The organism is Allomuricauda sp. CP2A (assembly GCF_001683915.1).
GTDB lineage: Bacteria > Bacteroidota > Bacteroidia > Flavobacteriales > Flavobacteriaceae > Flagellimonas.
The window spans coordinates 22,937-43,969 of sequence record NZ_LXTT01000168.1 but is presented as its reverse complement, the minus strand read 5'-3'; the positions used below and the strand labels follow the sequence as shown (position 1 = coordinate 43,969).

The following is a 21,033-nucleotide window of genomic DNA, read 5'->3' as shown; positions in this document are numbered from 1 at the left end:
GTCCAGAGGTCTGATGAAATCCGGTTTCGGATTTGAAAATGATATAAATTCATGCTCGGTGGGCAGTCAATAGTCTAGCCTTCTTATTATTTGGATTGAGTCTTTCCTATCCGTTATCTTGACGTTCGGCGGTATTTATTTAATGTGGAAGGGCATTTTATGGCCCAAGTATGTCGTCATCTTTTCCGGAATTTTAATGACGCTCACCCTTACCGGTCCTGCCGCATTGGTTTTATGGCAATGTCTGAAGCTAGTTAGAAAGTAGAATAGGCTCAGTTTTCTATAAACCTATAGTCGATATCCTGATATTCCAAAAATTTTATATGAGGTTTTTTGAAGGATAACAGGTGCAGTATTTCGTGGACCTCCTCCTTGCTCACCAAAATAATGAAGTGTTTTTTTCCAACTGAAATGGGAATTTTTCGGTTTTGTGTCCAATGTTTCAACTGATTTTCCCAGTAGGGGATATCCAATTCATCAACATACTCCTTGAAAGCTTCCAGCTCCCATTCATACAATTCAAAGCATAAATTATTGAAAATCAACTGAAAGAGTTTTGTCTTGTCACAAAAGGTCAATAGGCCGTTCTTGGATTGGCTCAAAATATGTAGAGATTTGCACATAATGATTGGGTTTGGCACAAAGATATTAATTATTTATAATGAGTCTAAATAAAAATAATACGATTCTGTTTCAAACGAAAGAAAGGAAGGAATAGAAATCAATTAAAATAGTGGTATATTTGCACGCAATTAATCCGTAATTGCAATGGAAGCCCACCTAAATAAAATTGTTGGCGAAGGACTTACTTATGACGATGTCCTGCTTGTGCCTGCATATTCCGAAGTACTCCCGAGAGAAGTCAATATTCAATCCAAATTTACAAGGAACATTACCATAAATGTGCCCATCGTTTCTGCAGCCATGGACACCGTTACCGAATCCCGTATGGCCATCGCCATGGCCCGTGAAGGAGGGATTGGGGTGCTGCACAAAAACATGACTGTGGAACAACAGGCCATGAAGGTGCGAAAGGTAAAACGGGCCGAAAGTGGTATGATCATGGATCCCGTGACCCTTCCCTTGAATTCGGTGGTGCGCGATGCCAAGGCCAATATGAGAGAGCACAGCATTGGTGGAATCCCCATTGTGGATGCGGACAATAAACTGTTGGGAATCGTTACCAACCGTGACCTTCGTTTCGAGAAAAATGATAATCGGCCCATCGCTGAGGTTATGACCTCTAAAAATTTGGTCACAGTGGCAGAAGGTACTTCCTTGCAACAAGCTGAGGTAATTCTTCAGGAAAACAAGATTGAAAAGCTTCCCGTTATAAACGAAAATGATGAACTCATTGGACTGATTACGTTTAGGGACATTACAAAATTGACCCAGAAGCCCATTGCCAACAAAGATCAGTATGGTCGTTTGCGGGTAGCTGCGGCTGTTGGTGTAACTGCTGATGCCGTGGAAAGGGCAGGTGCCTTGGTCAATGCCGGGGTAGATGCCATTATCATCGATACGGCCCACGGACACACCAAAGGTGTGATCAGCATTTTAAAGGAAGTCAAAAAGAACTACCCAGAGCTCGATGTGGTCGTGGGGAACATTGCCACAGCCGAAGCCGCCAAATATTTAGTGGAAGCCGGTGCTGATGCCGTTAAAGTGGGCATTGGTCCAGGTTCCATCTGTACCACCCGTGTGGTGGCCGGGGTTGGTTTTCCTCAGTTCTCAGCCGTTTTGGAAGTGGCAGCAGCCATTAAAGGAAGTGGTGTGCCTGTAATTGCTGATGGTGGAATCCGCTATACTGGGGACATTCCCAAGGCCATTGCGGCAGGTGCCGATACGGTAATGCTGGGTTCGTTGTTGGCCGGAACCAAGGAATCGCCCGGAGAGACCATCATTTATGAAGGCCGAAAATTCAAATCCTATCGAGGGATGGGGTCTGTGGAGGCCATGAAGCAAGGCAGTAAGGACCGTTATTTCCAAGATGTTGAGGATGATATCAAAAAATTGGTGCCCGAAGGCATTGTGGGCCGTGTACCGTATAAGGGCGACCTTTACGAAAGTATGCACCAATTTATTGGAGGGCTCCGGGCCGGAATGGGCTATTGTGGTGCCAAGGATATTGCAGCCTTAAAGGAAAATGGCCGTTTTGTAAAGATTACCTCCAGCGGAATCCATGAAAGCCACCCGCATGATGTGACCATCACCAAGGAAAGCCCCAATTATAGTAGGTAGCCATCAATTTCATTTGAAAGAATAAACTTACCTTTTATCTAAAACCACTTTTGTATTTGGAGGGTTAGGGGTATCCTTGTGCTTCCAAATTATGGCTTATTATGAGATACTTTTCAATTTTGATGGTTGCATTTTATTTGTTGATTTCCTGTAGTTCCAGTGAAGATTCGGATCCAGTATCGTCGGATAAAGTAAAGATTGAATTTGAGGGCATACCCTATACTATTGAGGTTTCAACTAAAGTGGATATATTAATTCAGAGTGAAACAAATGTATCATCTACGCTATATGTTAATGATATTGAAGTATCGAAATCCAATAACAAAAGCATCTCCTTCATCATAGATCCGTTTGACTATCCCTTGGGAGCAAACACTCTAAAGGTTGTTTCTATTGACCAAGAGGGTAACAAGTCTGAACTCGCACAATCTTTTACTTTAAAGCGATTGCTGTGTAAACTAAACAGGGTTTTTGGGCATAGCGATTTTGTAGCCATACATACATTGGACGGTAATCTAGTGGATTACCAAACTAATGAAGGAACGCCAATTTCATTTTATGCAGACGATGATTTCCACCGTCAAAATTTGGTGGTTACATCATATCAGTTAAACTCTTTTGATAATAGAACCTATATCACTTCGTATTTTGATGTTGTACCTGGAACTGAAAATTTGGGTGGTGATGATTATATTGAAGAGTTTTGGTTGGGTAGGTCCACTTATGGAAATACCCAAACAGAAATCCAGCTAACCACCCCAACTGGAACAGGTTTGATTTCTAGCCCTAGTGGTGTATTAATAGCACCAAATGGGAACTTAATATTTACTTCCGTATCCGATGGGCTACATAATTTTTTATATGAACAAAATAGCACGGAGGATTTTTACTTGTTCTCCGTCCTTTTAGCAAATCCAACATTTGAAAACAAATACATGAAACTTGGATTGGAAGACTTTTTGAATGCTAATTATAGCACCGAGGACTTCTTGCCTATTGAAAGTTTTAAAGAAGTTTCCGTAGAAAACATAGATGAGCTAACATATTATAGCGTAAGAGCCTATGAAAATTATGAGGCAGTTGAAAATATAAGGTTTCATGTGGTCAATTATGATGATTTCCGACTTTCACCACTTACGCAAAGTTCTACTATCAGGACACCTCTATTCGATGATTTTGAAATTTACTGGGCGGAATTCAATGCCCCAATGATAAATAACGCTAGGGTACGGGCCAATAAGCGTATATATGCAGATGATGTGTCAATAGAATTACCCTTAATGAATCTAACAGAGAATACTGGCTTTTTGACTTTTACAGGAGATGCTGAGTACACGTTTTCTGAATTGACATATACAGGTTATGTGGATAATGGTTCAGGGAACTATACTAATTTTCGTTGGAATGTATATCAAAAGTTCAACAATGAAATTAGCCTGGCGGGATTGGAAATTGAGCATCCTCAAGAGATTTTGAAGTATATGAATTTGACCGAAACGGCCAATCTTTCAAATTCGGACTCGAGCATAAACACCTTATATTGTTCTCTGCACCTTTACGAGGAGGAAGTGGTTTTTGAAAATATGATGTTCGGTCCAGGATATTATTCTAATCAGAAAGGCGATCAATACATTTTTTCTTTCCCTAATTTTTTGCAATAAAGTCAAGAATTACTTCCCAGCATACGTCTGCCAGTCCTTGTCTTTGTAAATGTTGTCGCCAAAATAACGGGCAATCTGTAGAAATGGTTCCACTTTTTGGTAGCCGGGGACAGGGGAGAGCATGTTGAGTTGCTCATCCAAGAAAACTACGGTAGGATAACTCATTTTACCTTGCAAAAGGGCAGCGGCCAATTCATGGTAGCCCCTTCTTCCGGAAGGCACAAACTTGAAGGTCTTTCCTTGATATTCAATAGGGTCTTTGCCTTCTGCATCCAACTTTACCATGTAGAAATTATCCTGCATGTATTTGGAAACCTCAGGATGTTGAAACGTATCCTTATCCATTTTCTTGCACCACCCGCACCAGTCGGTGTAAACATCAATGAACATTTTCTTGGGCTGTGCATCGGTTTGTGCCAGTTCCACCGCTTCTTCCCAAGAAATCCAATTAATGTCTTGGGCTTGGGATTGAAATCCTACGAGCAGTAGAAAAAATAAACTGATTTGGGTAAAAATTGCGCGCATAGTTCCTATTTTTAGGACATTGGTCGTCCCATCAATACAAAAATAACGAAAATTGTGCCAGAAAAGTATCTATCCCAAAAACTCCAAAATAAAGATAAGTGTCCCTAATAGAAGACAGAGCGGTGAGTAATAACGCGTGTCCAAAGCCGAAAATTTGCTGTTCTTCGCAGTTTTGAAAAAACCGATGTATTTAAAATCCCCAAAAGCCCGTAAAATAAAAATGATTCCAATGACCAGTGGGACATAGCTTAGCCAAGGCCTGTCCACATAAATAAGAACCTTGTTGATGAAGACAAAGCCAAAAAATAGGAGTATGATGCCCACCAAAACCGCCATTAGTTTTCCTGGGGATTTTACTTTGGAACTGTCCGTTTTGGTGGGCAATACCGCTTCTGGTTCCTTGATCCCAAAAATAGCCCAATAGAAATGAAGTCCGGCCAGGAAAATAAAAACTACGGACAGTAAAAGGGAAATGACTTCCATGTTATTTAACGGCCTCTTTTTTAGGCACTTCAAACAGCTCCTTCACATCTACCTGATTTCTTAGGATGTCATCAAAAGTTTCCCGTTCCCGAATCAAATGGGCCTTGCCATTGTACCAAAGTACCTCTGCAGGTCTGTACCTGGAGTTGTAATTGCTGGCCATGGTAAAGCAATAGGCCCCTGCATTTCGGAAACAAAGAATATCTCCTTCAGAAATTTCATTGATCCTACGGTTGCTGCCAAACGTATCCGTTTCACAGATATACCCCACCACAGAATAATAACGTTCCCTTCCTTTGGGGTTGGAAATGTTAATGATTTCATGACTGGAACCATAGAGCATGGGACGAATCAAATGGTTGAAACCGGAATCTATACTGGCAAAAACAGTGGAAGTGGTCTGTTTTACCACATTTACTTTGGCCAAGAAGTACCCTGCTTCACTGACCAAAAATTTACCAGGTTCAAACGCCAAGGTAAGATCCTTGCCATACTCCTTGCAGAATTGATTGAAACGGGTGGTCAACTTCTTGCCCAATTCCTCTATGTTGGTCTGAATATCTCCTGCTTTGTAGGGAACCTTAAATCCACTTCCAAAGTCGATGAATTCCAAATCCTTGAAATTTTTGGCCGTTTCAAACAAAATTTCAGAAGCGTACAGGAACACATCAATATCCAGAATGTCACTTCCGGTATGCATGTGTATCCCGTTGATGTTCATGTTGGTCAGTTCCACAATGCGCAACAAGTGCGGAATTTGATGGATGCTGATTCCAAATTTAGAATCGATATGACCCACAGATATTTTGGAGTTGCCTCCTGCCATCACATGGGGGTTGATACGGATACAAACAGGAATATCAGGATGTTTGCTACCAAATTGCTCCAAAATGGACAGGTTGTCGATATTCACCTGAACCCCAAGCGCAGCAGCTTCCTCAATTTCCTCCAAAGAAACCCCATTGGGCGTATAAATTATGGATTCGGGCTTAAAACCTGCCATAAGACCCAGTTTCACTTCTTGAATGGAAACCGTGTCCAGACCACTGCCCAAATGATTCATCAACCTAAGAATGCTTATGTTTGACAGTGCTTTGGCGGCATAATTCAAACGTAGCTCAGGAACCCCTTCAAAAGCTTTAGTCAATCTTTGGTATTGCGAAGCTATTTTGTCGGCGTCATATACGTAGAGTGGAGCTCCAAACTGCTCCGTTAATTTTAATAGGTCTTTGGAGTTCATTGTGCTTAGTTTTCGGGCAAATCTACTGGATGTATGCGGGTTCTACAAGAATAAAAAACAAATTCATTTATTTGTAACAAATTGTTTCAAAACCAACAAATGAAGATAGAATTACTTGCTCCTTTGAATTTCGGATTGTATTTTTAGACAAACTTCAACAATGAAATTACCTCTATTCCCCTTGCAATCGGTCTTTTTTCCGGGTGAAACGGTGCCCCTCCATATTTTTGAGGAACGTTACAAACAGTTGATCAATGACTGTAGGAAGGAGGCCATTACCTTTGGGGTTCCGGTATTCATCAACAACGCCATGACCTATGGCACCGAAGTGCAGTTGGTTGAGGTGGTGAATACCTATAAGAATGGAGAGATGGATGTGGTCTGTGTGGGAAGACAGGTTTTCAAAGTACTTTCTTTTGAACACCAAATGGATGGCAAGTTGTACTCAGGTGGGGAAGTCGAATTCTTGGATGTTGAGAATGATGCGGAAGAAGACCTCAGGCAAGAAGTATTGCAAAAAGTTGAGGTGCTGTACGACTTAATGGATGTTCCCTTTACCAAAACCTCGCCCAAGCAGTTCAACAGTTATTCATTGGCCCACAAAATGGGACTTTCCTTTGAACAGGAATACGAATTGCTCCAGATTCCAAAAGAAAAAGATCGCTTGTTGTACATCAAAGAACATTTAGATTCCACAACTTCCTTGTTGAGCCAGGTAAACCGCACCAAGGCCGTCATTGAAATGAACGGTCATTTTAGGAATTTTGATCCTTTGGACTTTAAGGATTTTAAAATCTAGCATAAGATTTGTTACGAAATGTGCTCCCTTTCTGTACGCTAGGTACGCTGGCGTTAATTATTCCTTTTTCACCTTCTATTTGTCGATGGGGTTTTCTATTTTTGTCGGCAAACAAAAGTTAATTCACAGATGAATCTTCACGAATATCAAGGAAAAGAAATTTTGGCCAGCTTTGGGGTTAAGATCCAACGAGGAATCGTGGCCCGAAATGCAAAGGAAGCGGTGGATGCCGCCAAACAATTGACACAGGAAACTGGAACCGGGTGGCATGTTATAAAAGCACAGGTACATGCCGGAGGCCGTGGAAAAGGTGGAGGTGTTAAATTGGCCAAAAACTTGAAGGAAGTTGAAGAGTTGGCAGGAAACATCATTGGGATGAACCTGATTACCCCGCAAACATCTGCTGAAGGTAAAAAAGTACACCAAGTGTTGGTGGCCGAGGACGTATATTATCCCGGTGACAGTGAAACCAATGAATTCTACATGTCGGTGTTGCTGAACAGGGCTACCGGAAGGAATATGGTGATGTACTCCACCGAAGGTGGAATGGACATTGAGGAGGTTGCCGAAAAGACCCCACATTTGATCTTTACTGAAGAAATTGATCCTGGAATGGGTTTGTTGCCATTCCAAGCTAGACGTATAGCTTTTAACTTGGGATTGTCCGGTACGGCATTTAAGGAGATGGTAAAATTTGTATCTGCACTTTACAAAGCGTATGAACAGAGTGATGCCAGTCTTTTTGAGATCAATCCGGTGTTGAAGACCTCAGATGATAAGATTATGGCTGTGGATGCCAAAGTATCCATTGATGATAATGCCTTGTACCGTAGAAAGACCTATGCCGAAATGCGAGACCTTCGTGAGGAAAATCCTATTGAGGTTGAAGCTCGTGAGGTAGGATTGAACTACGTGGATTTGGATGGAAACGTAGGTTGCATGGTAAACGGAGCCGGATTGGCCATGGCCACCATGGATTTGATCAAAATGGCCGGTGGTGAACCTGCAAACTTCTTGGATGTTGGCGGTACTGCCGATGCCAAAAGGGTAGAAGAGGCCTTCCGAATCATTTTAAAGGATCCCAACGTAAAAGCGATATTGATCAATATTTTTGGAGGTATTGTGCGTTGTGACCGTGTGGCACAAGGTATTGTGGATGCCTACAAAAACATGGGTGATGCCATTCAAGTGCCTATTATTGTACGACTTCAGGGTACCAATGCCGAGTTGGCCAAAGAGATTATTGACAATTCTGGTTTGGCCGTACATTCTGCGGTTCAGTTCCAGGAAGCTGCTGATAAAGTAAAAGAAGTATTGGGATAATTACCCTTACATACTTTGCCAAGATAGGGGCGACGTTACATAAACGTTGCCCTTTTTTATTTCAGTGCCCAATCACCTTATTTGGATAGAGCTCAAAAATTCCGGGTTTCGTTGTGTACTAAAATGGGGTGTTTTGGAGTTATCTATAAAGAAGTTGCACCAAAACCAAACCCATGGGTACCTACGAGGAGAAATTGAGCATTCTTTCTGAAATGATCGCCTTTGCCCGGGTTGACCATTCCTTAAAGGAATCGGAATATGGTTTTTTGCTTAAAGTAGCTTCAAATTTAGGTGTTGACAAAGAGACCTTTGAAGGCCTCTTAAAAGAGAAATCCCCAAAAGTAGTCTTGAAATCCCAAGCGGAACGTATTGTACAGTTTCACAGATTGTTACTGTTGATGAACGTAGACCAGCATCAACATAAAAAAGAAGTGGATACGCTCTATAATATTGGACTTAGAATGGGACTTCCCCCGGGTGCAATAAGTCAGGTTTTACAGGTGATGCACAACTACCCCAATAATGTGGTTCCGCCAAATGTGTTGATCAATATCTTCAAGGCACATTACAATTAGTGTCATTTTGACATAATTTATTGTTAAAAACATGTCATATCGACATGGTTTCTGTGTTGGTACATCATTTGCCTATAATAAGGTGATTTAGAAGTTTAACCTTTAAAAAATAAATCGCCATGAGTTTAGTAAAAAGAAACAACCTGTTTTTTCCATCCTTGATGAACGATGTTATGGGACCGGATTGGTTTGGTGGGACAGATAAGTGGAATACTTCTGTGCCCGCTGTCAATATTAAGGACAATCAAGAAAATTTTGAACTGGAACTTGCTGTTCCTGGGGTAAAGAAAGATGATTTCACGGTAGAAGTGGACAATGATGTGTTGACCATTTCCAGCGAAATGAAATCGGAAAACGAAGAAACCAAGGACAATTATACCAGAAAGGAATTTTCCTATTCATCCTTCAGAAGGGCCTTTACATTGCCCGAAACCGTTGATGGTTCCAAAATCGATGCCAAGTACGAAGATGGAATATTGAGATTGACCTTGCCCAAAAAGCAAGAGGCACTCCCTAAACCAAAACGATTGATTTCAATCGGATAAGAAAAAACAAAAGACACCAACTTTAGGTGTTTCATGATGAGTGATTAGTTGGTTAGTTAGTTTGCGCGCTCCCGCAGTAATGTAGGGGCGCGCTTTCTTTTACTCTTGTTCCTGAAGTAGTTTTATTTCGTCACGTAGCTTGGCCGCTTCCATAAAGTTGAGTTCTTTGGCCGCTTTTTCCATCGCTTTGCGTTTCTCCCGAATCAATTTTTCCCGTTGGTCACCGGTAAGATATTCCAAATCGGGTTCGGCGGCACGCAATTCCTCTTTTTGAAAGTGATAGGTAGAAACTGAATTTTTCGCCAAGGCACTATCCAAGCTTTTGTTCAGGGCTGTGGGGGTGATATTGTTTTCTTGGTTGTAGGCCAACTGCTTTTCCCTTCTATAATTGGTCTCATCAATGGTTTTTTGCATGCTCTCGGTAATCTTATCGGCATACATAATGGCCTTTCCATTCAAGTTTCGTGCTGCACGGCCCACGGTCTGGGTCAACGAACGGTTACTACGTAAAAAGCCTTCCTTGTCAGCATCCAAAATGGCCACCAACGAAACTTCGGGCAAATCCAATCCTTCCCGTAGCAGGTTTACACCGATCAAAACATCAAACAAGCCTTTTCTTAAATCCTGCATGATTTCCACCCGTTCCAAGGTATCCACATCACTGTGAATGTAACGACAACGCACATCGATTCGGGCCAAATACTTGGCAAGTTCCTCGGCCATGCGTTTGGTCAAAGTGGTCACCAGCGTTCGTTCATCCAATTCTACCCGTTGCTGGATTTCCTCCACCAAATCATCAATTTGGTTGGCACTTGGTCGTACCTCAATAATCGGGTCCAACAGACCTGTTGGGCGAATGACCTGTTCCACATAAACGCCTTGGCTCAGTTCCAGTTCATAATCCGCTGGTGTTGCACTGACGAAAATAACCTGATTTTGGAGTGCTTCAAACTCTTCAAATTTGAGAGGTCGATTATCCATCGCCGCCGGAAGGCGAAACCCATATTCCACCAAATTTTCCTTTCTGGAACGGTCTCCTCCGTACATGGCATGCACTTGCGGAATGGTCACGTGACTTTCATCAATGATCATCAAATAATCATCGGGAAAATAATCCAATAGGCAGAAGGGCCGTGTTCCAGGCTCTCGCCCATCCAAATACCTGGAATAGTTCTCAATTCCAGAGCAATAGCCCAATTCGCGAATCATCTCCAAGTCAAAATTAGTTCGTTCCTCCAAGCGTTTGGCTTCCAGAGGTCGACCTATTTCCTTAAAATAGTCCACTTGTTTCACCAAGTCATCCTGAATTTGCCGTATGGCATTCTGCAATACATCCGGTGAAGTGACAAACATGTTGGCCGGATAAATGTTCAACGAGTCATAAATTTCGATGACTTTGTTGTTGAAGGGATCCAACGCTTCGATCTCCTCAATTTCATCCCCAAAAAAATGAATTCGGAAGGCATGATCGGCATAGCCAGGGAAGACATCCACAACATCCCCCTTCACCCTGAAATTCCCATTTCTAAAATCAGCAGTAGTTCTGGAATACAGACTTTGTACCAGTTGTTTCAGAAATTTTGTCCGGGAAATGACTTGATTTTTATGGATGGAAATCACGTTCTTTTGAAATTCAACAGGGTTTCCGATACCATACAGGCAGGAAACGGAGGCCACTACCAGTACATCCCTTCGCCCGGAAAGGAGGGAAGAAGTGGCACTCAACCGAAGCTTTTCAATATCCTCATTGATGGAGAGGTCTTTTTCAATATACAACCCACTTGTGGGAATGTAGGCTTCGGGTTGGTAGTAATCGTAATAGGATACAAAGTATTCAACGGCATTATGGGGAAAAAACTGTTTGAATTCAGAATACAATTGAGCGGCCAAGGTCTTGTTGTGGGCCAACACCAAGGTCGGACGCTGTACGGATTCCACCACATTGGCCACGGTAAATGTTTTCCCCGACCCCGTTACCCCGAGCAAGGTCTGGTGGGGATCACCACCCTCAATACCCTCCACCAATTGCTTAATGGCCTCTGGTTGGTCACCAGTGGGTTTAAAACCTGATACTACCTGAAATTTCATTTGATAAAAATAGTAAAGGGAAGCACCAAATTAAAGCAAAGCGGAAAGATTATCGTTTTAGGGAAAAATGACCTTTGATTTCCCTGTTTGAATCATCAATGGCCCTGAACCAATATTCCCCTTCGGGTAGGGGCTGCCCTTGGAAATTGCCATCCCATCCTTGGGAGTTTTGCACTATTTCCTTTAGGAAAAATCCATAGCGATTAAAAATTTGGATGCTTTGTAAAACAACTTCCTCGCCATTTGGTGGTTGAATAAACTGCCAATAGTCATTGATGTTATCCCCATTGGGCGTGAAAAATTTGGGAAATCCCTCCACGGTCAAGTCCTGCTTGAACTTTTTCTCTGCAATGCCACAACCATTTTTATCCCGAACATAAAAGGTGTGTGTTCCCGGTTCAAGGTTGGTGAATGTGCTGTTGTCCGAATAGGGTCCGTTCCGGTTGTCCACGGCATATTCGTAATCCCCATTGCCAGACGCTTCAACGGTAATTTGCAATCTATCCACTCCATTGCCAGAGACATTCAATCGGTTGATGACGGGCGTTTCGGAGGAAACCACATTAAACTCCTGTGTGGATGGGCATTCTATCATATTTCCTGATTGGGAAACCAAGTTATAGGCCTCATAGCGATACCTGCCGTTTTCTTCAATGGAAACCTGATTGGTATCTGAAATTACCGTTTCATTATCGAATTGATCAATTTGATACCAGCGGTAACCATCGGCACTATCTTCGGAAGTGACAACCAAGGGAGCTTCATTTTCACAGAATGATAGCGTTTCAGGAAAATCTATCTCAGGATTTAAGGTCACAAATTCACCTGAAGCGAGATCCAAGTATGGGCCACAACCCAAAAGCGTGGAAAAACTTTCCTGCGTACAATTCTGGGCAGGGCCTGCATCATTAAAAGGAGTTATGGTGATAAAGAAGGTTTGATTGGGTACAAAATTAAGTACCGGTGTGGAATTTGTGTAAAATGTGGCATTGTTGAGAATATCCAATCCATTTGGGGTAGAACCAATGGTGACTTGGTAACCCGTTGCCCCTGAAACGGCATTCCATTCCAATACCGGGGACAAGGGTACATTGATTTCTCCGTTCTGGGGATAGATCATGTTGGTGCAACTCGGTAAAGGGGAAACCTCACTCGTTGTAAAACTTTCTGAGGAACACCCTGTGGCATCACCAATGCTATTGTATGGTCTTATGGTGACATAGATTGTCTCTTCCGAAGGAAGGTCGCTGGGCGGATTGTAACTTAGATTGTTCCCCGCATCAGCAGTATTTACAATGTCCACACCACCCGGTGTTGTTCCCAAACTCACATAATATCCGGTTGCGCCATACACATATTCCCAAGAAATAGTTGAAGCGGGGTTCACATCCGTGGCCATATCCTGCGGATAGTTCAATTGGGTGCAGAGGGGAGGTTGGGTGAGCGTTTCGGTGGTAAAACTTTGACTATTACAGATTATATCGGGTTGGTCAAAGAAGAACAAAGTTATGGTCACAAAAATTTCTGTGTTTTCAGGCAGGCCTTTTGGAGGCGTGTAGTTGGGAGAATTGCCCACGTTTTGTGAGGCTAAAATATCCGTCCCACCAGGTGTTGTTCCCAAGGAAACCAAATAGGCAGGAACCCCATCCACAGCTTCCCAGGAAAGGGTTGCATCTACGGCCACATTTGTTTCACCATTGGTTGGGCCCAATAAATCCGGGCATTGCTGTGCCCTTCCCATAAAGGAGGCAATAAGGACACCTAGAAAGAGCAATTTTTTTACCACAGGGAACAAATACATCCCCTCAATATACTATAAATCGCGCTTTTTCAACAATGCGTAGGACAAGTAGATAAATAGAGCCGTCCAAAAGAGGACAATTAAAAATTCATACCAATAGGTGTGGTAGTCAAACCGTAAATTTTCCCCTATCTGATCTCCGATGTTCTGTACTGCAGAAAGACGTGAGCCGGGCTCTTTGATCAAATTCATCATGGATTCCAATGGGAAGAAATCCTTTACCTTTTTTGCGGCGGGCCAACTCATTACTTTCCAGCCCAATAATCCAAAGACGACCTGCTCCAAAATGGTCCAGAGAATTAAGAAACCTAAGGCAAAGGCAGATCGCTTGACCAGAATGCCCAAAAAGAGACAGAAAGAGAAGAAACCGACCAGTTTCACAAAAAAGGCCAGTAAAAACTCCAAGTCAGAAAAGATGATGGACAACTCATTGTAGTCTGAATAAACAAGTCCCAATACGAGGGAAACCACAAACACAAAAACGGTTGAAATCAACGCAAAGGAAATGACCGTCAACACCTTGGAAAGAATGAATTCCTTTTTGGAGAGACCGTCTATCAAATTTTGTTTAATGGTCTTGTTGCTGTATTCATTGGACATCATGGAGACAATGACAATGGCCAAAAACAATTTAAAAATCGCGGCTACAAAAGTGTTAAAGTGCCAGATATAGGGAAAGTTGAATATGCCTTGATCGGCCAAATGAAACTGTACCGGACCAATGTCGAACTTTATGGCTGCGATCAATGCAATTGAGGTCAACAGGGCAAAATAGGAGATGATCAACACCTTGCTGGCCCTGTTGTTCCAAAGTTTTATAAATTCTATTTGTAGTAGACGTACCATTCGTTTTTTTGATTAGTTGTTTTTGGTCAAGGTTAAAAATTGTTCTTCCAGGCTTTCCTTGCGTTTCACCAGATGGGAAAGGACAATCCCTTTTTCAAACAGCATTTTGTTGAGTTCCTCGGCATCCATTTCTTCCTTCAGATAGACGGTAAGGGTTCCATTGAAACTCTCGATTTTTCCAAAACTGGCGCTCTTTTCCAAGAGGGACTTAAGTTTTTCCATATCCGCGGAGCGAAGTTCAAAAAAGCCATGGGTGGCCATCATGCCATCCACTGCACCGGAGTACAGTTTTTCGCCTTTTCGTAGAATGACCACATGGGAACACACTTTTTCAACCTCGTCCAATAAATGGGATGCTAAAAGAATCGTAGTACCTTGATTTGCAATTTTTTTGATGATCTCCCTGATTTGATGGATACCCTGAGGGTCCAATCCGTTTGTGGGCTCATCCAGAATCAGGATTTCTGGGTCGTTGAGCAGGGCAGAGGCAATGGCCAAACGCTGTTTCATCCCCAAAGAGTAGGTCTTGAACTTACTGTTTCTTCGGTCCCAAAGCCCTACGAGTTCCAATTTTTCCTGAATCCGAGTGTAAGGAACCTCTTTGATCTTACAAACGAGCCTCAGGTTTTGGATAGCGGTCATGTAAGGGTAAAAATTGGGTCGTTCAATAATGGCACCCACTTTTTTCAAGGCCTCATGGGTCGAGGTGTTGCCATCAAACCAACTAAAATCACCGGATGTGCGGTTCACCACGTTCAAAATAATGCCTAAAGTGGTCGATTTTCCACTGCCATTTGGGCCCAAAATACCATACACGTTGCCCTTTTCTATGGTAAAGGACAAATCTTTTACAGCGGTGAGGTACCCAAATTTTTTGGTCAGATGGTTTACAGTAAGTATAGTTTCCAAGACGGAATCGTTTTTTGATTTGTTTATAGTAACTTGACGAGGTATTGTTGAATTTGTTACAATAAAGCCAAAAAAATGACTGAAGAGGTTAAATGTGGAAATTTTAAAGTCGGAAGTCGGAAGTCGGAAGTCGGAAGTCGGAAGTCGGAAGTCGGAAGTCGGAAGTCGGAAGTCGGAAGTCATACAGGTGTCCAGTTTCCATTTTCTAGCGTCTTATGTCCAATATCTTGAATCGTAAAGAAAAATGACTGAGGAAAAATTGATGTCCAAGAAAAAACCGGCCTATCCGGTCCAAAAAAAACTGGATGCGTACCTGGACCGATATAATAGAAAAATAGAGATTCCTATTTTTTATGATGACCTGCTCCGTTTTGCCGGATCTGTTGTAGTTTATGATAACGATGGAGAGGATACGCTGTGGGTTCGGGTGTATTATTCGGATTCTGATCGCAAGGAAATCGATATGAGCCTAAAACAGGTCTATTCCATTTTGCATTCCGATGGGAGCAACCGTATTTTGGAATATCTGAATGTTGATGCGGTTGATTTCTGCACTTTTGGGAATTCAAAACCATTTCGCATCAAGGTAAGGAACATCCTCAACGATAATTACACCTATTTCTATGTAAAAAAGACCGATGCATCCCGTATTTACGGCTTGGAACTGGAGCACATGCTTTCTCCCTACAATCTTAACTTTTTGGTGTACAGGGACACGCTCATTGAAGAGCACATTGCCGGAATTCCGGGGGATATGTTCATCAAGGATATATTGCCCAAATGTTCAGAATCCGAGAAAGCCCAACTGGCCAAGGAGTTTGTGAAGTTCAATGAACGATGTATGATCCGTCTGTTGGGCGATATGCGTTCGTATAACTACGTTATTGTGCCCGTTCACGATTTTGACCACGTGGTGTACCGTATCCGGGCCATAGATTTTGATCAGCAATGTTATGAAGGTAAGTTCAAGGTGTACTTGCCCCAATTCTTTAAAGAAAATCTTCAAATGGTGGGGTTGGTCACCAATAAATTACAGGAATATTCGGTGGATCAATATAAGATCGAGGAGCGTTCCATTGTGGCCAAACGGATCATTAGTTCAGGGAACCGGATAAAACGGTTGATCAACAGTGTCAAAACGGATGAAATCTCACTCCCCGAAAACGTGGAGCGGTTAAAAACGGAATTGCAGGAATTTACCCATGACATGGAGTTTAAAAAATGCGAGAACATGGGGCAGGTACTTGCCACGGCCCTCGATTTTGTGAAACGAAATTATGAGGATGTCAGTATGAAACAGATTATTGAGAAGAAGTTCTAGCTCTTCTGTTCCTTGTTGAAATACACCAAATAATAATACATCTGTCGTTCCTCGTCCCAACCTTTTTCCACAAATTTTTCAGCGGATTCTGGGTTGATGAAATCCAACTTTATCTGAATATTGGTATCCAGACTGATGACATTCTTGATTTTTTTCCGCGCATCGGAAACGGCCTTGTTGGCAATATCAAAATTGGATACGTCCTCAATGCTGTATTTTGGCCCTTTTTCGACCTTGTAATGCTTAAATTCAGGGATCAATTCGGGGTTTTCCATCACCTCATTCAAAAATGAGGTTTCCTCAAAATTGTCGTTTTTGGCAAAGTGGTTCACCGCCCGGTTCATAAAAAGCACCTCTTGTTGCTTGTCCTCGGCAGGCAAAACCACATCCTTGGCAAAATTTTGACAGAATTTGAGGTAGTTTTTGGTGTAAAAGTTCTCATCGGTCAATGGAATGAGCCCTAAAAAGTTCTCCAACCAATATTTGGCATCATACCGATTGCTGTCCACGGACAACACTTTGTATCCTTCCTCTTTTTGGGTGTTGAAAACGATACAGCCCTTGTCCAGCTTATTGATGTTGATCCCTTGGCGAATTAGAATCTCCAAGTTTTGTTCTTTCTCTTTGAACTGAAGAAAATCATGCTTCAACTCACTCTTAAAAATCCCAACAGCATCAGTTTTTTGGTTATCGATGACCATATCCGAAAAATGGACCACATATACCTCCCCATTTTTAATATGGGGATGGTTGGATTGTTCAAAAAGGTGGGTGGTTATTTTTTTTGAAACCTCGTGGGTTTTTGAGTTGTCGCTAAAAATATCAGAAACGGCATTATAGACCTCATTGAACTCCACATCCACATCATTGTAAAACTTATAATAGTTCTCTTCCTTCTCCCTGAATGGTTTAAAGAAATATTCCTTGAGCAAGCCGGCCATTTCATCGTTGAGGGTAAAGGGCTCTGCGGATAAAAATGCAGCCTCGTTCTTGCTCTTGTTGCCTACGCGATGGAGGGAAATACTTTCAATTTGGGCGTTATATAGATTCAGCATAAGGGTGAAGGTTTAAAGGTGAAAGGTTTAAAGGTGAAAGGTTTAAAGGTGAAAGGTTCAGGGTAAAAGGTGATGGGTTTTAATTCCAGTTTTCATCAAAATCCATGTCGTCATAACTGTCCAGGAAATCATCGTCAAAATCGGTGGTGGGTTTGGACTCGAAGTTTTTTTCTGGGGGAGCATCGGGCAGTTCGCCGAAACTGAACAGCACGTTGGGATACGTTCTTCCGCTTTCTTTTTCCACAATATCGGCCAGTTCCACAAAAAAGGTCCACATGCTGAAAAAATCGTACACATAGATCATTTTAGGGGTTTGTTCTGTCAATACATCATCCAGAACGGTTTCGTTCATTAATCGAATATCAGAACCATTTTCGCTCATATCGAACATCGCAATTTCCTCGTCTTGGTTCCATTCCTCATCACAGGTGTAGAAGGAGGCCATTTCATCACCTTCAAACCCAAAGGCCTGGGTTATGGCATTGTGAAATTCTTCCAACGTATTGCTATCCTCAATCTCAACATCCCTAAAGATATCTTCCTCAGCATCTAGAATAATCCTGATTTTATAAATCATCCAACAAATTTTAGATTGGGCACAAATTTACGACAATTCAATCTTATTTGGAGAACCGATGCAGGGTAAACGTCATGGCGGCCAACAGGAAAAACGCCCCAATCTGGTGGGCAATACCCAACCAAAGCGGAACGGCATAAATAAGCGTCATTACCCCCAACACAAATTGGGCAAGGACCAAAACCACCATGGATTGCAGCCCTTTTTCCTGTAATGGTGTCCGTTCTATTTTTCTAGATCGTACCCATATCAATGCAATCAAACCGACCACAATATAGGCCATGTACCGGTGCACAAATTGTACGCCGCTTTTTCCTTCAAAAAAGTTTTTGATCACGGGCTGTTGTTCAATGTACACGGTTTCGTGAATCAATTTTCCCTCACTCATCAAGGGCCAGTGGTTGTGGATAAAGCCAGCATCCAATCCAGCTACAAAAGCGCCCCAAATAATTTGAACCAGTAAAACGCCGTATGTAATTCGGATAAGGTTCCGTATTGGCTTTTTTATTTCTTTTTTGGATGGATACATAAGGTCCAACGCCACCCAAAGACTGTAGGCAAAGGTGATGAAGGCAGTGGTCAAATGGGCGGCCAATCTAAAATGGGATACATCCGGACGGTCCACCAGACCGCTTTTTACCATATACCACCCCAAAAAGCCTTGAAATCCACCCAGAAAAAGCAAGACCAAACATTTTTTTACCGTGGGCCTGTCCAATTTTTTGGTGAACAGGAAATATAAAAAGGGAAGGATAAAGACAACTCCAATAAACCGACCAATGAACCGGTGCAGCCATTCCCAAAAATAAATGTCCTTAAAATCCTCCAGATCAAAATGGGAGTTGAGTTTTTGGTACTCCGGGTATTGCTTGTAGAGTTCAAAGGCTTCCTCCCAAGCCTGCTCGTTCATGGGGGGCAATGTGCCGTGAATCAATTTGTAATCCGAAATGGAAAGCCCGGAATGGGTAAGCCGGGTAATTCCGCCCACAAGCACCATGATAAAAATGAGCGCACAACCAGTCAACAGCCAGTACACCACATATTTGTTTTTTTTCATTCTGAATGGACTTTTAGGTTCATTTGTTTGCCTTTTTCCAGCATAAACTGATAGGCAGCTTCATGTTCATTGGGAATCTCACCCTCCAAAATGGCCTCTTTGATGGCTTCCTTGATGATCCCTATTTCCCGCGATGGTTTTAGGTTAAAGGTCTGCATGATCTCCTCACCTGAAACCGGAGGTTGAAAGTTGCGGACATGATCTCGTTCTTCAACTTCCACTATTTTTTGACGTACTAGTTGAAAATTGTTCTTGTACTTCCGTTGTTTTCTGGGGTTTTTGGTGGTGATATCGGCCTCGCACAAGGTCATGAGGTCATCCACATAATCCCCGGCATCAAAAACCAAACGCCGCACTGCCGAATCGGTAACATGCTCTTCTGCCAAGATGATGGGCCGTGAACTCATCAACACCATTTTTTGCACAAACTTCATTTTGTCGTTCAAGGGCATCCGCATCCGTTTAAAAAGCTTGTACACCATTTTGGAGCCCACAAACTCGTGCCCGTGAAAGGTCCAGCCAATTCTTTTGTGGAATTTTTTTGTGGGGGCCTTGCCAATATCGTGCAATAAGGCCGCCCAACGCAACCAAAGGTTGTCGGTAGTTTCCGAAATGTTGTCCACCACTTCCAGCGTATGCCAAAAATTGTCCTTGTGGCGTTGTCCTTCTATCTCTTCGATTCCTTGTAGGGCGGTCAATTCTGGAAGAATTAAGGGTAAAAGTCCGGTTTGGTGCATCAGTTTGAAACCTCGGGAGGGTTTTTGGCTCATCAATATTTTGTGGAGTTCATCCACAATACGCTCTTTGGAAATAATCTTGATGCGGTCCTTGTTTTCGGTAATGGCCTGGAGCGACTTCAGTTCAATGGTAAAGTGCAATTGCGTAGCAAAACGGATGGCACGCATCATTCGCAAAGGATCATCGGAATAGGTGATGCCCGGCTCCAAAGGGGTGCGGATAATTTTCTTGTCTAGGTCGTTCAACCCATCAAAAGGGTCCAAAAGCTGCCCGAAATTGGCTTTATTGAGAGCCAATGCCATGGCATTTATGGTGAAATCGCGTCGGTTTTGGTCATCTTCCAATGAACCATCCTCCACCACGGGTTTCCGACTATCACGATGATAACTTTCCTTGCGGGCACCCACAAATTCCAACTCCAGACCTTTGTGTTTGATCATGGCCGTGCCAAAATTCTTGAATATGGAAACTTCTGGTTTTCCCTTGATTTTTGAGGCCACTTTTTTGGCCAATTGAATGCCACTGCCAACGGCCACGACATCAATATCCTTGGGTGTGTCCCGTTTCAAAAAATAATCCCGCACAAATCCCCCGATCACATAGGCATCCACGCCCAATTCATCGGCAGTTTCCCCGATAAGTTGAAAAATTGGATGTTGAATGGCTTCTTTGTGGAATTCCTCCGTCATTATTCCCGAATTACCTTCACCTGTCCGTCATTGGCCAATTTAATGATGGATGATGGGGAAGGATCATTGTTTACATCCGGCAAATTTACCACATAGTCCACTCCTTTTAAAATTTCAGGCTGTATATCCGCAAAGTGTTTTGGAGTGGGCTGTCCGGAGATGTTGGCAGAGGTGGACACAATGGGTTTTCCAAATTTGTTGATGAGGTACTGACAGAATTTATCGGATGCCACCCGAATGGCCAACGTATTGTCCTCAGCGATAAGGTTTTTGGCCACACCCACGGGTTCATCAAACACAATGGTGGTGGGTTTGGTGGCCAGATCTATGATGTCATAGGCCACTTCGGGCACTTCTTTTACATGGCGTTCCAACATAGCCTGATTCGCCACGAGACAAATGAGTGCTTTGGTATCTTCCCTTTTTTTGAGGGCATATACTTTTTTTACGGCATCTGGGTTGGTGGCGTCACAGCCAATGCCCCAAACGGTATCAGTGGGATACAGAATAAGGTTTCCGGCCTTTAATTCTTTGATGCAGTTGTTTATTTCTTCGGTCAA

General features: G+C 42.6%; 20 protein-coding genes. 7 read left to right on the top strand and 13 right to left on the bottom strand.

The window, feature by feature from the left end; genetic code table 11:
• Positions 1 to 272: 272 nt before the first annotated feature.
• A complete protein-coding gene (locus tag A7D14_RS19100; protein WP_067038039.1) occupies positions 273 to 623 on the bottom strand; it encodes a DUF6686 family protein in 351 nt (116 codons plus the stop codon).
• Between the two features lie 145 nt (positions 624 to 768).
• Here A7D14_RS19100 and guaB point away from each other — a divergent pair, with 145 nt between their 5' ends.
• Positions 769 to 2,241 (top strand): IMP dehydrogenase, encoded by a 1,473-nt coding sequence (gene guaB, locus A7D14_RS19095; RefSeq protein WP_067038037.1) that lies wholly within the window; start codon positions 769 to 771, stop codon positions 2,239 to 2,241.
• Positions 2,242 to 2,342: 101 nt separating this feature from the next.
• Entirely contained in the window at positions 2,343 to 3,902 is a 1,560-nt protein-coding gene (locus A7D14_RS19090; protein WP_141673448.1) for a hypothetical protein, read from the top strand.
• 9 nt (positions 3,903 to 3,911) lie between these two features.
• Here A7D14_RS19090 and A7D14_RS19085 read toward each other — a convergent pair whose 3' ends face one another.
• From A7D14_RS19085 to lysA, 3 genes are all read right to left on the bottom strand, one after another.
• Positions 3,912 to 4,427, bottom strand: a complete 516-nt coding sequence (locus A7D14_RS19085; RefSeq protein WP_067038033.1) for a thioredoxin family protein — start codon at positions 4,425 to 4,427, stop codon at positions 3,912 to 3,914.
• A 69-nt stretch (positions 4,428 to 4,496) separates the two neighbouring features.
• On the bottom strand, positions 4,497 to 4,910 hold the full coding sequence (locus A7D14_RS19080; protein WP_067038031.1) for a DUF3995 domain-containing protein: 414 nt from the start codon (positions 4,908 to 4,910) through the stop codon (positions 4,497 to 4,499).
• 1 nt (position 4,911) lies between these two features.
• Positions 4,912 to 6,150 carry a diaminopimelate decarboxylase gene (lysA, locus tag A7D14_RS19075; RefSeq protein WP_067038029.1) on the bottom strand — a complete coding sequence of 413 codons (1,239 nt, stop codon included), beginning with the start codon at positions 6,148 to 6,150 and terminating at the stop codon, positions 4,912 to 4,914.
• A gap of 160 nt (positions 6,151 to 6,310) precedes the next feature.
• Here lysA and A7D14_RS19070 point away from each other — a divergent pair, with 160 nt between their 5' ends.
• The 4 genes from A7D14_RS19070 (at position 6,311) to A7D14_RS19055 (ending at position 9,392) form a co-directional block, all read left to right on the top strand.
• Entirely contained in the window at positions 6,311 to 6,949 is a 639-nt protein-coding gene (locus A7D14_RS19070; RefSeq protein WP_067038027.1) for an LON peptidase substrate-binding domain-containing protein, read from the top strand.
• 129 nt (positions 6,950 to 7,078) lie between these two features.
• A complete protein-coding gene (gene sucC / locus A7D14_RS19065) occupies positions 7,079 to 8,272 on the top strand; it encodes an ADP-forming succinate--CoA ligase subunit beta (RefSeq protein ID WP_067038024.1) in 1,194 nt (397 codons plus the stop codon).
• Between the two features lie 173 nt (positions 8,273 to 8,445).
• Positions 8,446 to 8,847, top strand: a complete 402-nt coding sequence (locus tag A7D14_RS19060) for a hypothetical protein (RefSeq protein ID WP_067038022.1) — start codon at positions 8,446 to 8,448, stop codon at positions 8,845 to 8,847.
• 119 nt (positions 8,848 to 8,966) lie between these two features.
• On the top strand, positions 8,967 to 9,392 hold the full coding sequence (locus A7D14_RS19055; protein ID WP_067038019.1) for an Hsp20/alpha crystallin family protein: 426 nt from the start codon (positions 8,967 to 8,969) through the stop codon (positions 9,390 to 9,392).
• 99 nt (positions 9,393 to 9,491) lie between these two features.
• On the opposite strand, the gene uvrB is transcribed toward A7D14_RS19055, so the two are convergent.
• Genes uvrB through A7D14_RS19035 form a run of 4 tightly spaced genes read right to left on the bottom strand, consistent with a single transcriptional unit; the run spans position 9,492 to position 15,036 of the window.
• Positions 9,492 to 11,480: an excinuclease ABC subunit UvrB gene (gene uvrB / locus A7D14_RS19050; protein WP_067038017.1), complete on the bottom strand. Its 1,989-nt coding sequence runs from the start codon at positions 11,478 to 11,480 to the stop codon at positions 9,492 to 9,494.
• A gap of 49 nt (positions 11,481 to 11,529) precedes the next feature.
• A complete protein-coding gene (locus A7D14_RS19045; RefSeq protein ID WP_067038015.1) occupies positions 11,530 to 13,281 on the bottom strand; it encodes a T9SS type B sorting domain-containing protein in 1,752 nt (583 codons plus the stop codon).
• 12 nt (positions 13,282 to 13,293) lie between these two features.
• The gene (locus A7D14_RS19040; protein WP_067038013.1) at positions 13,294 to 14,127 is read right to left on the bottom strand and encodes an ABC transporter permease; all 834 of its coding nucleotides are present in this window, start codon (positions 14,125 to 14,127) and stop codon (positions 13,294 to 13,296) included.
• A gap of 12 nt (positions 14,128 to 14,139) precedes the next feature.
• Positions 14,140 to 15,036 (bottom strand): ABC transporter ATP-binding protein, encoded by an 897-nt coding sequence (locus tag A7D14_RS19035; RefSeq protein ID WP_067038011.1) that lies wholly within the window; start codon positions 15,034 to 15,036, stop codon positions 14,140 to 14,142.
• 244 nt (positions 15,037 to 15,280) lie between these two features.
• Here A7D14_RS19035 and A7D14_RS19030 point away from each other — a divergent pair, with 244 nt between their 5' ends.
• Positions 15,281 to 16,357: a hypothetical protein gene (locus tag A7D14_RS19030; protein ID WP_067038008.1), complete on the top strand. Its 1,077-nt coding sequence runs from the start codon at positions 15,281 to 15,283 to the stop codon at positions 16,355 to 16,357.
• Here A7D14_RS19030 and A7D14_RS19025 read toward each other — a convergent pair.
• From A7D14_RS19025 to A7D14_RS19005, 5 genes are all read right to left on the bottom strand, one after another.
• On the bottom strand, positions 16,354 to 17,412 hold the full coding sequence (locus A7D14_RS19025; protein ID WP_067038007.1) for a nucleoid-associated protein: 1,059 nt from the start codon (positions 17,410 to 17,412) through the stop codon (positions 16,354 to 16,356). The genes A7D14_RS19030 and A7D14_RS19025 overlap by 4 nt on opposite strands.
• A gap of 79 nt (positions 17,413 to 17,491) precedes the next feature.
• Complete coding sequence (locus A7D14_RS19020) at positions 17,492 to 17,989, bottom strand: IS1096 element passenger TnpR family protein (protein ID WP_067038005.1); 498 nt, start codon at positions 17,987 to 17,989, stop codon at positions 17,492 to 17,494.
• A 43-nt stretch (positions 17,990 to 18,032) separates the two neighbouring features.
• Entirely contained in the window at positions 18,033 to 19,046 is a 1,014-nt protein-coding gene (locus tag A7D14_RS19015) for a COX15/CtaA family protein (protein WP_067038003.1), read from the bottom strand.
• On the bottom strand, positions 19,043 to 20,473 hold the full coding sequence (locus A7D14_RS19010) for a CCA tRNA nucleotidyltransferase (protein ID WP_067038001.1): 1,431 nt from the start codon (positions 20,471 to 20,473) through the stop codon (positions 19,043 to 19,045). Before A7D14_RS19010 ends, A7D14_RS19015 begins: the two co-directional genes overlap by 4 nt.
• Positions 20,473 to 21,033 carry an L-threonylcarbamoyladenylate synthase gene (locus tag A7D14_RS19005; protein ID WP_067037999.1) on the bottom strand — a complete coding sequence of 187 codons (561 nt, stop codon included), beginning with the start codon at positions 21,031 to 21,033 and terminating at the stop codon, positions 20,473 to 20,475. The genes A7D14_RS19010 and A7D14_RS19005 overlap by 1 nt, the downstream gene beginning before the upstream one ends.